At 73.0% G+C, this 14,071-nt stretch carries 16 protein-coding genes; 13 read left to right on the plus strand and 3 right to left on the minus strand.

Annotated features, from left to right (window positions below):
* The first annotated feature begins 37 nt into the window (after positions 1-37).
* Entirely contained in the window at positions 38-829 is a 792-nt protein-coding gene (gene thiD, locus AB4K12_RS18490; RefSeq protein WP_368435184.1) for a bifunctional hydroxymethylpyrimidine kinase/phosphomethylpyrimidine kinase, read from the plus strand.
* A 120-nt stretch (positions 830-949) separates the two neighbouring features.
* Here the strand turns inward: thiD and rpmB are convergent, their stop codons facing one another.
* Positions 950-1,135 (minus strand): 50S ribosomal protein L28, encoded by a 186-nt coding sequence (gene rpmB / locus AB4K12_RS18495; protein WP_003957616.1) that lies wholly within the window; start codon positions 1,133-1,135, stop codon positions 950-952.
* A gap of 238 nt (positions 1,136-1,373) precedes the next feature.
* Between rpmB and AB4K12_RS18500 the strand changes: the two genes are divergently transcribed.
* The 9 genes from AB4K12_RS18500 to mutM all read left to right on the plus strand — a co-directional run bounded on the left by AB4K12_RS18500 (position 1,374) and on the right by mutM (position 10,451).
* Positions 1,374-3,065 (plus strand): DAK2 domain-containing protein, encoded by a 1,692-nt coding sequence (locus tag AB4K12_RS18500; protein WP_368435185.1) that lies wholly within the window; start codon positions 1,374-1,376, stop codon positions 3,063-3,065.
* Between the two features lie 35 nt (positions 3,066-3,100).
* Entirely contained in the window at positions 3,101-5,308 is a 2,208-nt protein-coding gene (gene recG, locus AB4K12_RS18505; RefSeq protein ID WP_368435186.1) for an ATP-dependent DNA helicase RecG, read from the plus strand.
* Positions 5,309-5,408: 100 nt separating this feature from the next.
* The gene (rsmD, locus tag AB4K12_RS18510; protein ID WP_086571942.1) at positions 5,409-5,987 is read left to right on the plus strand and encodes a 16S rRNA (guanine(966)-N(2))-methyltransferase RsmD; all 579 of its coding nucleotides are present in this window, start codon (positions 5,409-5,411) and stop codon (positions 5,985-5,987) included.
* Between the two features lie 47 nt (positions 5,988-6,034).
* Entirely contained in the window at positions 6,035-6,514 is a 480-nt protein-coding gene (coaD, locus tag AB4K12_RS18515; protein WP_368435292.1) for a pantetheine-phosphate adenylyltransferase, read from the plus strand.
* A gap of 97 nt (positions 6,515-6,611) precedes the next feature.
* Complete coding sequence (locus tag AB4K12_RS18520; protein WP_368435293.1) at positions 6,612-7,643, plus strand: cell division initiation protein; 1,032 nt, start codon at positions 6,612-6,614, stop codon at positions 7,641-7,643.
* Positions 7,644-7,881: 238 nt separating this feature from the next.
* Positions 7,882-8,478 (plus strand): DUF177 domain-containing protein, encoded by a 597-nt coding sequence (locus AB4K12_RS18525; RefSeq protein WP_368435187.1) that lies wholly within the window; start codon positions 7,882-7,884, stop codon positions 8,476-8,478.
* A gap of 2 nt (positions 8,479-8,480) precedes the next feature.
* On the plus strand, positions 8,481-8,654 hold the full coding sequence (gene rpmF / locus AB4K12_RS18530; RefSeq protein WP_086575354.1) for a 50S ribosomal protein L32: 174 nt from the start codon (positions 8,481-8,483) through the stop codon (positions 8,652-8,654).
* 19 nt (positions 8,655-8,673) lie between these two features.
* The gene (rnc, locus tag AB4K12_RS18535; RefSeq protein ID WP_368435188.1) at positions 8,674-9,483 is read left to right on the plus strand and encodes a ribonuclease III; all 810 of its coding nucleotides are present in this window, start codon (positions 8,674-8,676) and stop codon (positions 9,481-9,483) included.
* Positions 9,484-9,563: 80 nt separating this feature from the next.
* A complete protein-coding gene (mutM, locus tag AB4K12_RS18540) occupies positions 9,564-10,451 on the plus strand; it encodes a bifunctional DNA-formamidopyrimidine glycosylase/DNA-(apurinic or apyrimidinic site) lyase (protein WP_368435189.1) in 888 nt (295 codons plus the stop codon).
* Between the two features lie 51 nt (positions 10,452-10,502).
* Here mutM and AB4K12_RS18545 read toward each other — a convergent pair whose 3' ends face one another.
* Complete coding sequence (locus tag AB4K12_RS18545; RefSeq protein ID WP_368435190.1) at positions 10,503-10,916, minus strand: winged helix-turn-helix transcriptional regulator; 414 nt, start codon at positions 10,914-10,916, stop codon at positions 10,503-10,505.
* Positions 10,917-11,027: 111 nt separating this feature from the next.
* Between AB4K12_RS18545 and AB4K12_RS18550 the strand changes: the two genes are divergently transcribed.
* The gene (locus AB4K12_RS18550; protein ID WP_368435191.1) at positions 11,028-11,612 is read left to right on the plus strand and encodes a flavodoxin family protein; all 585 of its coding nucleotides are present in this window, start codon (positions 11,028-11,030) and stop codon (positions 11,610-11,612) included.
* A gap of 62 nt (positions 11,613-11,674) precedes the next feature.
* On the opposite strand, the gene AB4K12_RS18555 is transcribed toward AB4K12_RS18550, so the two are convergent.
* Positions 11,675-12,886 (minus strand): CAP domain-containing protein, encoded by a 1,212-nt coding sequence (locus tag AB4K12_RS18555; protein ID WP_368435192.1) that lies wholly within the window; start codon positions 12,884-12,886, stop codon positions 11,675-11,677.
* Positions 12,887-13,019: 133 nt separating this feature from the next.
* Here AB4K12_RS18555 and AB4K12_RS18560 point away from each other — a divergent pair, with 133 nt between their 5' ends.
* Together AB4K12_RS18560 and AB4K12_RS18565 are read left to right on the plus strand one after the other, a co-directional pair.
* A complete protein-coding gene (locus AB4K12_RS18560; protein WP_368435193.1) occupies positions 13,020-13,301 on the plus strand; it encodes an acylphosphatase in 282 nt (93 codons plus the stop codon).
* A 404-nt stretch (positions 13,302-13,705) separates the two neighbouring features.
* Positions 13,706-13,909: a hypothetical protein gene (locus AB4K12_RS18565; RefSeq protein WP_086574568.1), complete on the plus strand. Its 204-nt coding sequence runs from the start codon at positions 13,706-13,708 to the stop codon at positions 13,907-13,909.
* The last annotated feature ends 162 nt before the right edge of the window (positions 13,910-14,071 follow it).

Below are 14,071 nucleotides of genomic sequence, written 5' to 3' on the forward strand. Positions count from 1 at the left end.
CCACGGCGGGAGGATCACGGCGGGTAGATTCGGCGCCATGCCGATACCCCCACGCGTGCTGACCGTCGCCGGCTCCGACTCCGGCGGCGGTGCGGGCGTCCAGGCGGACCTGAAGACGATGCTCGCCCTCGGCACCCACGGCATGAGCGTGATCACCGCCGTCACCGCCCAGAACTCCCTGGGCGTCCAAGGCGCCTGGGAACTGCCCGCGGAGGCGGTCCGGGCGCAGTTCCGCAGTGTCGTCGACGACATCGGCGTCCAGGCCGTCAAGACCGGCATGCTGGCCTCGGCCGAGCTGGTGGAGACCGTGGCCGGCCTCCTCGCCGGCGTACGGGCCCCGGTGGTCGTCGACCCGGTCGGCGTCTCCAAGCACGGCGACGCCCTGCTGGCCGCCTCCGCTCTCGATGCGGTCCGTACGCGCCTGCTGCCCGCCGCCACGGTCGCCACCCCCAACCTGGACGAGGTCGCCTGGCTGACGGGCGTGAGGGTGACCCGCGAGGCCGATCTGCGGACGGCCGCCGAGGCGGTCCTCTCGTACGGCCCGCGCTGGGCGCTCATCAAGGGCGGCCACCTCGACGGGGACGCGGTCGACCTGCTCACCGACGGCACCGAGGAGCACTGGCTGCGCGCGCCGCGCCACGACAACCGCCACACCCACGGCACGGGCTGCACCCTGGCCTCCGCCATCGCCGCGGGCCTGGCCAAGGGGGCGTCGGTGCCGGACGCCGTCGCGGCCGCCAAGGAGTACGTGACCGGCGCGATCGCGGCGGGCTTCGCGCTCGGGGGCGGCATCGGGCCGGTGGACCACGGCTGGGCCTTCCGCCGCTGACCCGTGACCGGACCGTGGCCGGCCCGTAAGGGCCGGAGCCCTTTTCGGGCATGCAAAAAGCCGGCCACCAGAAGGTGACCGGCTTTCAAGGTGCGGCGAGGCTGCCGCGCTACTAGCTAGTTAGCGCGAGACCTTGCCGGCCTTGATGCACGAGGTGCAGACATTGAGGCGCTTCGGCGTCCGACCGACCACGGCACGCACACGCTGGATGTTCGGGTTCCAGCGACGGGACGTACGGCGGTGCGAGTGCGAAATGTTGTTGCCGAAGCCCGGCCCCTTGCCGCAGACGTCGCAGTTGGCAGCCACGGGTCACTCCAAAGACTTCAGATGCACTTACGGGAAATCCCGGCGTGCCGGGTCGTAGGTGACTGGCTTGCCAGGGGGATTGGCCTGATTCTCATCAGGCAACCGGAGCAGCATACAACGACCGCTCCTGGACAACGAAACTACCATGACCGGCCCGGACCCCGCCCGGGACGCCCTCCGGAACCCGGCGCGGGACTACTCTGCTCCAGCATCGCCCACAGCCCCGAGGAGGACCCACGTGCCGCAACCTCCCCCAGACTCCGTCCGGGGGTGCCCCCTCGACGCCGATGCGGTACGGACCTGGTGCGCGCTGGCGCTCGACGCCCTGGGCCGGGCCCGCGAGGAGATCGACGCGATCAACGTCTATCCCGTGGCGGACGGCGACACCGGCACCAACCTCTACCTGACCGTCGAGTCCGCCGCCCGCGCCGTCGACGCGGTCTTCGACGGCCACGCCACCACCGGCCCGGGCTCCCGCCCCGGCCTCGCCGAGGCCGTCCGGGCCATGGCCCACGGCGCGCTCATAGGCGCCCGCGGCAACTCCGGCACCATCCTCGCCCAGCTGCTGCGCGGCATGGCCGAGGTCCTCGCGGCGGCGGGTGACGAAGAGCACCGCGAAGCCGGCGCCGCACTCCTGGGACGGGCCCTTCGCCGCGCCGTGGAGTCCGCGTACGAAGGCGTGGCCCGGCCCGTCGAGGGCACCGTCCTGACCGTCGCCGCCGCTGCCGCCGACGCCGCCTCGACCGTCGCCGGGGACGCCGCCGCCGTCGCCCGCGCCGCCCACGAGCGGGCCCGCACGGCCCTTCAGGACACCCCCGGCCAGCTGGAGGTCCTGGGCAGGGCCGGCGTGGTCGACGCGGGCGGCAAGGGCCTGGTGGAGGTCCTGGGGGCGCTCGCCGCCGCCCTGTCCGGCGCGACCACCGGCCGCGATGCGGCGGCCGGCGCGCCGCGCGCCACGCGCGTGTGGCAGGCCGAAGGCTGCCCCGCCGACCTCGGCGACACCCCGTCGGCCGGCGGTGGGCCCGCCTTCGAGGTGATCTACCTGCTGGACGCCGACGACGACGCCGTCGCCCGCCTGCGCACCCGGCTCGACGCGCTGGGCGAGTCGCTCGTGGTGGTCGGCGGCGACGGCCTGTGGAACGTCCACGTGCACGTGGACGACGCCGGAGCCGCCGTCGAGGCGGGCATCGAGGCCGGACGCCCGCACCGCGTCCGCATCACCCACTTCGGCGGCGCCGGCGAGGAACGCACCCGTGTGCCCGAGCCGGCGCAGCGGGCCGTCGTCGCGCTCGTCCCCGGCGAGGGACTGGCCACCCTGTGCGCCGAGGCCGGGGCGACCGTCGTGGCCGTACGGCCGGGGGAGCAGCCGGCCGGCGGGGAGCTGGTGGAGGCGATCCGGCGGGCGCACGCGCGCGAGGTCGTCCTGCTGCCCAACGACGCCGACCTGCGGCACACCGCCGCCGCGGCCGCCGAGCAGGCCCGCGCCGAGGGCGTGCGCGTCGCCCTGATCCCCACCCGGTCCCCGGTGCAGGGCATCGCCGCCCTCGCCGTCCACGAGAACGCCCGGCGCTTCGACGAGGACGTCGTCGCCATGACCTCCGCCGCCGGTGCTACCCGCTACGCCGAGCTGACCGTCGCCGAACGCCAGTCCTGGACCATGGCGGGCGTCTGCCAGGCCGGGGACGTGCTCGGCCTGATCGACGGCGACGTGGCCGTCATCGGGACCGACCTGGCCGCCACCGCCCGGACCGTGCTGGACCGCATGCTGGCCGCGGGCGGCGAGATGGTCACCTTGGTCCTCGGCGAGGGCGTTCCCGACGCCGTCGCCGACGGCCTGCGCCGGCACGTGCGCCGCGGTCACCTCGCCGTGGACACGGTGGTCTACCACGGCGGACAGCGCTCCGCGCCGCTGCTCATCGGCATCGAATAGGCCGCGTTGTCAGCGGCGTGGTGTGCAATGGACCCGTGCCCGCGCTCCAGGAACCTCTGAAGAAGACGCTCGGCGGCAACACCGCGAAGGTGCTGGCCGAGCACCTCGACCTGCACACGGTCGGCGATCTGCTGCACCACTACCCGCGCCGCTACGCCGAGCGCGGCGAGCTGACCCGCCTCGCGGACCTGCCGCTGGACGAACACGTCACCGTCGTCGCCCAGGTCTCCGACGCCCGTGTGCACAAGTTCAACAACGGCAGGGGCCAGCGCCTGGAGGTGACGCTCACCGACGGCAGCGGCCGGCTCCAGCTGGTCTTCTTCGGCCGGTCGATCTACCACCACCAGAAGGAGCTCGTGCCCGGCCGCCGCGGCATGTTCGCGGGCAAGGTCGGCACCTTCCGCACCACCCGGCAGCTGTCCCACCCCGCGTACGAGATGCTCGGCAAGGACAGCGGCGCGGACGCCGTCGAGGCCTGGGCCAACCAGCTGATCCCGCTCTACCCCGCCTGCTCCCAGATGGAGTCCTGGAAGATCTCCAACTGCCTCGACGTCGTGCTGGCCTCCATGGAGGCCGCGGGCTGGGCCGAGGTGGTGGACCCGCTGCCGGGCGCGCTGCGCGAGGGCCGTGGCCTGCTGCCGCTGCCCGAGGCGTTCCGCAAAGTCCACCGGCCGCGCACCAAGGCGGACATCGAGGACGCCCGGCAGCGGCTGAAGTGGGACGAGGCGTTCGTCCTGCAGGTCGCCCTCGCCCGCCGCCGGCACGCCGACTCCCAGCTGCCGGCCGTGCCGCGCAAGCCCGCCGCCGACGGCCTGCTGGACGCCTTCGACGCCCGGCTGCCCTTCACCCTCACCGACGGCCAGCGGAAGGTCTCCGCCGAGATCTTCGACGACCTGGCCACCGAACACCCCATGCACCGCCTGCTGCAGGGCGAGGTGGGCTCCGGCAAGACCATGGTCGCCCTGCGCGCCATGCTCGGCGTCGTGGACGCCGGTGGCCAGGCCGCGATGCTCGCCCCCACCGAGGTGCTCGCTCAGCAGCACCACCGGTCGATCACCGAGATGATGGGCGACCTCGCCGAGGGCGGCATGCTCGGCGGCGCCGACCTGGGCACCAAGGTGGTGCTGCTCACCGGCTCCATGGGCACGGCGGCCCGCCGGCAGGCGCTGCTGGACCTCGTCACGGGCGAGGCGGGCATCGTCGTCGGCACCCACGCCCTCATCGAGGACAAGGTGCGGTTCCACGATCTGGGCCTGGTCGTCGTCGACGAACAGCACCGCTTCGGCGTCGAGCAGCGCGACGCCCTGCGCTCGAAGGGCAAGCAGCCGCCCCACCTGCTGGTGATGACGGCGACGCCGATCCCGCGCACGGTCGCGATGACCGTCTTCGGCGACCTCGAGACGTCCGTGCTGGACCAGCTCCCCGCCGGCCGCTCGCCCATCGCCACCCATGTGGTGCCCGCCAGGGACAAGCCGCACTTCCTCGCCCGCACCTGGGAGCGGGTCCGCGAGGAGGTCGAGGGCGGCCACCAGGCGTACGTGGTCTGCCCGCGCATCGGTGACGAGGAGGACGCCCCCAAGGCCCGGAAGAAGTCCGCCGCGCAGGAGGCGGAGGGCGAGGGCGAGCGGCGGCCGCCGCTCGCCGTCGTGGAGGTCGCCGGGCAGCTCACCGCGGGCCCGCTGGCCGGGCTGCGGGTCGAGGTGCTGCACGGGCGGATGCAGCCCGAGGCCAAGGACGACGTCATGCGCCGCTTCGCGGCCGGCGAGGTGGACGTCCTGGTCGCCACGACCGTCATCGAGGTGGGCGTGAACGTGCCCAACTCCACCGTGATGGTGATCATGGATGCCGACCGGTTCGGCGTCTCCCAGCTGCACCAGCTGCGCGGCCGGGTGGGCCGGGGCTCGGCCCCGGGGCTGTGCCTGCTGGTCACCGAGGCGTTCGAGGCGTCGCCCGCGCGGGCCCGCCTCGGCGCGGTCGCCGCGACCCTCGACGGCTTCGAGCTCTCCCGCATCGACCTCGAGCAGCGCCGCGAGGGCGACGTGCTCGGCCAGGCGCAGTCCGGCGTGCGCTCCAGCCTGCGCATGCTCGCCGTCATCGACGACGAGGACGTCATCGTGGCGGCCCGCGAGGAGGCCACGGCGGTCGTCGCCGCCGACCCCGAGCTGGAGCGGCTGCCCGACCTGCGCACCGCGCTGGACGCGCTGCTGGACAAGGAGCGGGAGGAGTTCCTGGACAAGGGCTGAAGGCCCGCCCGCGGGGACGGCGCGCCGCCGACGTCATACGCTTTCCGGGGGGCGGCCCCGCCGCCCTCGTCCCACCACACCGCGAAGGACTCCGAGACCCATGACCCGCGTGATCGCCGGCACCGCCGGCGGACGCCGCCTGGCCGTTCCGCCCGGCACCGGCACCCGCCCCACCTCCGACCGGGCGCGCGAGGGCCTGTTCTCCACCTGGGAGTCCTTCCTGGGCACGCTGCAGGGCGCCCGCGTCCTGGACCTCTACGGCGGCTCGGGCGCGGTCGGCCTGGAGGCGCTCTCCCGCGGCGCCGGGCACGTGCTGCTGGTGGAGGCCGACGCCCGCGCGGTGCGGGTCATCCGCGACAACGTGCGCGCGGTGGGCCTGCCGGGCGCGGAGGTGCGTACGGGCAAGGCGGAGCAGGTCATCACGGGGGCGCCGCCGGCCGGCCCCTACGACGTGGTCTTCCTCGACCCGCCCTACGTCGTCGGAGACGACGCTCTCCGCGAGATCCTGCTCACACTGCGCACCCGGGGCTGGCTCGCCGACGAGGCGTTGGTCACCGTGGAGAGGAGCACCCGCGGCGGCGAATTCGGCTGGCCGGAGGGCTTCGACGCACTGAGGGCCCGTCGTTACGGCGAGGGCACGCTTTGGTACGGTCGCGCCGCCTCGGCGTGCACCGCCTGATCGGGATGGGGCACGTCATGAATGGACCGGAGAGCGAGGAACCACCGTTGCGCCGCGCCGTCTGTCCGGGGTCGTTCGACCCCGTCACCAATGGACACCTCGACATCATCGCCCGCGCGTCCCGCCTGTACGACGTCGTGCATGTCGCGGTGATGATCAATAAGTCGAAGCAGGGCCTGTTCACCGTCGAGGAGCGGATAGAGCTGCTGCGGCAGGTCACCGCCGAGTACGGCAACGTGGAGGTCGAGTCCTTCCGCGGCCTGCTCGTCGACTTCTGCAAGCAGCGCGACATCCCGGCGATCGTCAAGGGCCTGCGGGCGGTCAGCGACTTCGACTACGAGCTGCAGATGGCCCAGATGAACAATGGCCTCTCGGGCGTCGAGACGCTGTTCGTGCCCACCAACCCCACCTACAGCTTCCTGTCCTCGAGCCTGGTCAAGGAGGTCGCGGCCTGGGGCGGCGACGTCGCCCACCTGGTGCCGCCGCTGGTGCTCGAGGCGCTCAACGAGAGGCTCGAGAAGCGGTAGCCGACTGACGGATCGTCAGTTGCTGCCGGGCGCGGCCCGCCGGCCCTACAGTCGTCCCGTTCGTGCCGTCGGCCCCGAGAGAGTGGCGAGCGTCACCGTGGACGTCCAGAAGAAGCTCGACGAGATCGTCACGACCGTCGCCGCTGCCCGCGCCCTGCCCATGTCGGCCTCCTGCGTCCTCAACCGCGCCGAGCTGCTCGCCCGGCTGGGGGAGGTGCGGGCCGCCCTGCCCGGCTCCCTGGCCCGGGCGGAGGAGGTCATCGGCGGCCGGGAGCGGATGGTCGCCGACGCCCGGGCCGAGGCCGAGCGGATCCTGGGGGCCGCCCGGGCCCAGCGCGGCTCGCTGATCTCCGACACGGAGGTCGCCCGCGAGGCCCAGGAGGAGGCCGGGCGCATCCTCGAGGACGCGCGCCGCGAGGCCGCCGCGATCCGCGCGGGGGCCGACGACTACGTCGACGGCAAGCTCGCCGACTTCGAGGTCGTCCTCACCAAGACCATCGCCTCCGTCGACCGCGGCCGCGAGAAGCTGCTCGGCCTGACGCCCGCCGACCCGGCGTCCGGCCACCCCGCGGACGACGCCCCCGCACGCGCCGCCGACCCCGCACGCCGCCGGCGCGACGCCGACGCGTACGTGGACGCCAAGCTCGCGACCGTCTCGGCCGTCCTGGCGAGCACGCTGGAGGCGGCCGGCCGCGGCCGGGAGAAGCTGCTCGCCGGCCGCCCCGTGGACGAGCTGGCGGCGCACATGGCCGCCCAGGAGCGCCTGCCCGGCGGGCGCCCCGCCGACGACGCCGACTTCCTCGCGGGCCTCGCCGCCCCCCAGGAGCCCGCCGAGCCGCCTCAGGAGGACCGGGCCGCCGGCTGGGGCGAGTACGCGACGCCGGCCGGGGAGTACGACGGGCGGGACCCCTACGGCGCGCCCCAGCCGTACCCGCCGCAGCTGGACCCCTACGCGGTGCCCGGCGGCTATCCCCAGCAGCCCGACCCGTACGCCTGGCCCGCCCAGGACCCCGCGCAGCACCAGCGGTACCCGGAGCGGCCGCAGGGGGCCGCGCTCGACGGGACGAGCCTCTTCGACACCGGCGCTATCGACCTCGACCGGCTCCGGCAGTACGACCAGGGGCGCTGAACGCCGGCGTTTTCCGGCGTTGTCTTCGTCGTCGTTCCGTCGTCGGTCCGTCGTTCCACCCGGCCACGGGGGGTGCGGATTGGGACCACGGCGGCCCGTCCAGTATCCTGGCTCTTCGGTCGCGTGTACGTCCGCGATCCAGGCTGCCCGCCGCGCTCCTCGAGCACGCCGGGCGCCGTCACCGCAGCGTAGAAAGCAGGAAGCCCTGAACGCCCGCCTTGATCCCCGTAACCCTCTCGTGTTCGACACACGCGAGCTGGGCCGGCGACCCGGCGCGCTGAAGCGGGTCTCCCGTTCCGTCCCGGCCCCTGCGGACCTCGGTATCGAGGTCATCGGCGTGCCCGAGAACGCCGCGGTGGAGCTCGATCTCCGCCTCGAGTCGGTCATGGAAGGGGTGCTTGTCACAGGCACCGCCCGTGCGCCGCTCACCGGGGAGTGCGTAAGGTGTCTGGAGCCGCTGGAGCGTGAGCTCGACGCGGACTTCCAGGAGATGTACTCCTACCCCGACGCCGACGCCCGGGGCCGCATCGCGGCCGCGGACGACGACGCCGAGGACGACGAGGAGGAGATGCTCTTCCTCGAGGACGACATGTTCGACCTCGAACCCGTGCTGCGGGACGCGGTGGTGCTCTCACTGCCGCTGCAGCCGGTGTGCCAGGAAGACTGCCCGGGCCTGTGCTCCGACTGCGGAGCGCGGCTGGCGGACGACCCGGACCACCACCACGACGCCGTCGACATCCGTTGGGCGGCACTGCAGGGACTCGCCGGTTCCGACCAGGACGGCGAGAAGGACAACGCACCCCGTTCCGACGGGGATGACTCACAGGAGAAGTAGCCGTGGCTGTTCCGAAGCGGAAGATGTCGCGCAGCAACACGCGCCACCGCCGGTCGCAGTGGAAGGCTGCGGTCACCCCCCTGGTGGCGTGCGAGCGCTGCCACGAGCCGAAGCAGCAGCACATCGCGTGCCCGAGCTGCGGCACCTACAACAAGCGCCAGGTCCTCGCGGTCTGATCGGCGGGTGACAGGCTTCATGTCAGACGCCAGTACGCCGTCCCGCAACCGCGGGCAAGAACCGGCGGCGACGGACACGGCCTCGTCTCACACGCTTCTGGAAGGGCGGCTCGGGTACAAACTCGAGACCGCCCTTCTGGTGCGTGCGCTGACGCACCGGTCCTTCGCGTACGAGAACGGCGGCCTGCCCACCAACGAGCGGCTGGAGTTCCTCGGGGACTCCGTGCTCGGCCTGGTGGTCACCGACACGCTCTACCGCATCCACCCCGACCTGCCCGAGGGCCAGCTCGCCAAGCTGCGCGCCGCGGTGGTCAACTCCCGTGCGCTGGCCGAGGTCGGCCGGGGCCTGGACCTGGGTGCCTTCATCCGGCTCGGCCGGGGCGAAGAGGGGACGGGCGGCCGCGACAAGGCGTCCATCCTCGCGGACACCCTGGAAGCCGTCATCGGCGCGGTCTACCTCGACCAGGGCCTGGAGGCGGCGGGGGAGCTGGTGCACCGGCTCTTCGACCCGCTGATCGAGAAGTCCTCCAACCTCGGCGCGGGCCTGGACTGGAAGACCAGTCTCCAGGAGCTCACCGCCACCGAGGGCCTCGGCGTTCCGGAATACCTGGTCTCCGAGACCGGTCCGGACCACGAGAAGACCTTCACGGCTGCTGCCCGCGTCGGTGGTGTCGCGTACGGCACCGGCACCGGCCGCAGCAAGAAGGAAGCGGAGCAGCAGGCGGCCGAGTCCGCCTGGCGCTCCATCAACAGCGCCGCGGAGGCGCGCGCGGCGGCCGCGAAGGCGGACGCCGAGGGCGCCGGCAAAGCGCAGGGCGCGTCCCACTGACGCTCCCGTTCATCCACGACGTCCGGGCGGTCCCGCACAGCGGGCCCGCCCGGACGTCGTAGCCAACCCGGAGGAGTGCGGTGCCCGAGCTGCCCGAGGTCGAGGTCGTCCGCAGCGGCCTGGAGCGCTGGATCCGCGACCGCACGGTCGCCGAGGTCGAGGTGCTGCACCCCAGGGCCGTCCGACGGCACCTCGCCGGCCCCGGCGACTTCGCCGCACAGCTCGTCGGCCACCGGCTGGGCGCGGCCCGGCGCCGCGGCAAGTACCTGTGGCTGCCCGTCGAGCCCCTCGGCGACACCACCGCCCCGGACCGCGCGGTCCTCGCCCACCTGGGCATGAGCGGCCAGCTGCTCGTCCAGCCCCAGGGTTCCCCCGACGAGAAGCACCTGCGCGTCCGCGTGCGCTTCGCCGACGCCCAGGCCACCGAGCTGCGCTTCGTGGACCAGCGCACCTTCGGCGGCCTCTCGCTGCACGAGACGGTGCCCGGCGACCCCGACGGACTCCCGGACGTCATCGCCCACATCGCCCGCGACCCGCTCGATGCGGCCTTCGACGACGACGCCTTCCACACCGCGCTGCGCCGCCGCCGCACGACGATCAAGCGCGCCCTGCTCGACCAGTCGCTGATCAGCGGCGTCGGCAACATCTACGCCGACGAGGCGCTGTGGCGCACGCGGCTGCACTACGACCGCCCCACCGCCTCGCTGACCCGCCCGCGCACCGCCGAGCTGCTGCTGCACATCCGCGAGGTCATGAACGAGGCACTCGCCGCCGGCGGCACCAGCTTCGACAGCCTCTACGTCAACGTGAACGGCGAATCCGGCTATTTCGAGCGCTCGCTGGACGCCTACGGGCGCGAGGACGAGCCCTGCCGGCGCTGCGGCACGGCCATGCGCCGCCGCCCCTGGATGAACCGCTCCAGCTACTTCTGCCCGCGCTGCCAGCGCCCGCCGCGCACCACGTCATAGGCCCCGCGGCCGCTTCCCCGCCGGGCGCCACCATCCGGTCCTACGGGCCGGTCAGGCCTGCTCGGCGTCGTAGGCCCGACGTGCCGTCAGCACGTCGGGCATCCGCGCCTCGACGAGCTCGATCAGCCCCATCAACCGCTCGGTGATCTCCTGCCCCAGAGGGGTCAGGCGGTAGTCCACGCGGGGCGGGTTGGTGGGCTGGGCCTCGCGGTGCACCAGCCCGTCGCGCTCGAGCGCGTGGAGGGTCTGGGACAGCATCTTCTCGCTGACGCCGTCGACGCGGCGGCGCAGCTCGTTGAAGCGCAGCGTGTCCTCGCTGAGCGCGCCGAGCGTCAGCGCGCCCCAGCGTCCCGTGACATGCCCGAGGATCTCGCGCGACGGACAGCTGCGCGCGAAGACGTCGAAGGGCAACTGCTCGTCCGCGCCGCCGTCGCAGGCTTCCTCTGCCGTGCCGTGGGTTGTCATGCCAACACCATACTCCTGGACAGCGCTCACCCCGGGATTGCGCTTTCCAAAAGTTAGTGCTTTCCTTTGGTCATCGCCCTGCCCCACCGGCTCTCCGAGGAGTTACCCGCCGTGACCACTCCCGTCGTCTCCATCGCCTACCACTCCGGCTTCGGCCACACCGCCGTCCTCGCCGAGGCCGTCCGCGACGGCGCCACCGACGCCGGCGCCACCGTCCACCTGATCAACGTCGCCGAGATCACCGACGCGCAGTGGGAGCAGCTCGACGCCTCCGACGCCATCGTCTTCGGCTCGCCCACCTACATGGGCACCGCCTCCGGCGCCTTCCACGTCTTCGCCGAGTCGACCTCCGGTCGCTGGTACACCCGCGCCTGGCAGGACAAGCTGGCGGCCGGCTTCACCAACTCCGCCTCCAAGAGCGGCGACAAGCTGCACACCCTGCAGTTCTTCACCGTCCTCGCCGCCCAGCACGGCATGCACTGGGTCGGCCTCGGCGCGCTGCCGGGCTGGAACAGCTCCGTGGCCTCCGAGAACGACATCAACCGCCTCGGCTTCTTCCTGGGCGCCGGCGCCCAGACCAACAACGACCAGGGCCCCGAGGGCGTGCACAAGGCCGACATCGCGACCGCCGAACTGCTCGGCCGCCGCATCACCGAGCAGGCCCGTATCTACGTCGCGGGCCGCGCCGCCGCCTGACGGACGCCGCCACGTGGCCCGGCCGGGTCCCACCCAGGAGGTGAGGCCCGGCCGGCCGCGTTTCAGTAGCCGAAGTCCTGCGTCCACCACGGGCCGTTGCCGCCGTGGTGCACGCCGACGCCCATGCTGCGGTAGTCGCAGTTGAGGATGTTGGCGCGGTGACCGCTGCTGCGCATCCACGCGTCCATCACCGTGCGCGCGTCCGGGTGGCCGCGCGCGATGTTCTCTCCGCCCAGGTTCTTGATGCCGCGCCGGGCGGCCCGGTCCCAGGGGGTGCGGCCGTCCGGATCGGTGTGGTCGAAGAAGCCCCGCCGGGCCATGTCGTCGCTGAAGGACTGGGCGAGCCGGTTCAGCTGGGAGCTGGCCCGCAGCGGACGGCAGCCCGCCTTCGCCCGTTCCGCGTTGACCAGGGCCAGCACCAGATGCGCGGTGGAGGAGCGGGTGTCGGCGAGCGTGCCGGCCGCAGACGCCGCGTGCTCGCCGTCCACGACCGCCGTACGCCGCCGCTCGGCGGTCGTACGGGCCGCGGTGACCCGCTCGCGGGCCGTGGTGACGGCGGCCTGGGCGGGCCGCTGCCCGGGGGACGCCGCGGAGGGGGGCGCGGACAGCGCCGAGGCCGGCGGGCGCTCGGCGCCCCGGGACGCGCGGAGGTCCGCCTCCTGGACGCCCCTGGCGCCTGCTGCGCCCGCAGGGCCCTGCCGCTCGTCCGCTTGCCGTTCGTCCGCCCGCGTCCGGCTCACCGCCTGCTCCGCCCGGCCGGCGCCGGCCCGTTGCCGGCCCCGCTCGTCACCGCGCGCCCGGTCGGCCTGGGGCGCGGCCGGGGGCCGGGAATCCTGAGCGGGGGCCTCGACCGGGCCGTCGGCCCGGACCTGTCCGCTGGTGCCGGCGCCGGGGGAGGAGGCGTCGCCACCCGTGAGCCCACCGCCGGGGAGCAGTCCGGAGACCATGGCGACCGCGCCCATCGCCACGGCGGCCGAGGCGCCGAGCAGCCCCGCCCGTCGCGCGGGCGGAGCCGCCTTGATCACCTTGGGCGCGCCCGCCGTCCGGCCCGCTCCGGCCGCACCGCCGCGCCGTCTGCCGCGGCGCGGGCCACGGTGCCGTCCGGGGCCGGCGGGGCCGGTGCGGACGATGGGGATGGGCTGGGTGACCGCCTCGGCCGGATCCTCGGGCTCGTACGCGTCGGCCGACTCGCCCGTCAGGGGAGCCCGGGCTTTCCGGGCGTTCGCCACCTCCTCATCGGCGGTCGCGCGGGCAGAGCGTCGATGGCGACCCATCCGCTGCCTTCCTCACGTGTTCGGCGTCAAAGTGCGTCACTCGTCCGGGGGAGTCCTTATTCGGCGGCGACTGTACGGCACCGGGAACCGGGCCGAAGTGCTGCTTATGTAATTGGCCGGTTAACGTGCAGACATGAACGAGAATGTCCGTCTCACGGCGTGGGTCCGTGGGCATGTGCAGGGTGTCGGCTTTCGTTGGTTCACCCGGGCCAACGCATTGCGGATCGGTGACCTGATCGGCTTCGCCTCCAACCTCTCCGACGGCCGGGTGCAGGTGGTGGCCGAGGGGCCCCGCCCGAACTGCGAACAGTTGCTCGAGTGGCTGCGCAACGGCGACACGCCCGGCCGCGTGGACGGTGTCACCGAGATCTGGGACGTGCCCAGGGGTGGTTACGACGGCTTCGAGACCCGTTGACAGGATGACGGGAAAATCGGATTGGGGCTCGGTTTCGCAGGGCCATGAGGGGGATGATCGTCGGATTCATATGACATTGGCATATGCGGACCACGGAAATTGCCTGATGGTTGCCAACTCGGCCGCAGCGTGCAAGGCTGCCTCTCAACGGATGATCTCTACGCCCCTCGGGCTCCGGGTGCGGAATGCGGCGCGGAATATCCCCGCGCACACCCCCGGGACGCCCGCCGATACGGGGTGTGATCGTGTTGACCGTCAAACCATTTGGTGAGACGCTGGAAGCCCCGCGCACCTTAGCTGTTTGGCATTGAAAGACCGCAGTAGTGATGGCAGACACCGCGGGTGCGAATCCCTCACGACCCACACCGCTTCGGTCGGTCACTCAGTGTGGAGGACCATCCATCATGGCAAAGGCGCTTCTCGGTTACGTCGGCGGCTCCGACCCCCGAGTCCTCTCCGAGATGCGACGGCTTCAGCAGCGTGTCCAGGACCTCGAATCCGAGCTCATTCGGATGCAGGCCGAGAACGACGCGCTGACTGCCGCCGCTCATGGCGACTCGCTGCTCGACAGCATCGACGTATCCCACGCGGAGCCTGCGCTTGCCTGACCCGTGCCCTGCCCCGGGGGCCGGTCGGGCTGCACTGTCAGCCGCTTGAGAGTTGCAAGGGACGCTTCGGCGTCCCTTCGTCGTTTCCCGGCTGGTCACGACGTCTTCTCCCCGTCCTCTCCCAAGTGATCTGCCCGGCCTCTTCACAGGTGAAACCAGCGG

Source organism: Streptomyces sp. C36, assembly GCF_040932295.1.
In the GTDB taxonomy this organism is placed as follows: domain Bacteria; phylum Actinomycetota; class Actinomycetes; order Streptomycetales; family Streptomycetaceae; genus Streptomyces; species Streptomyces triculaminicus.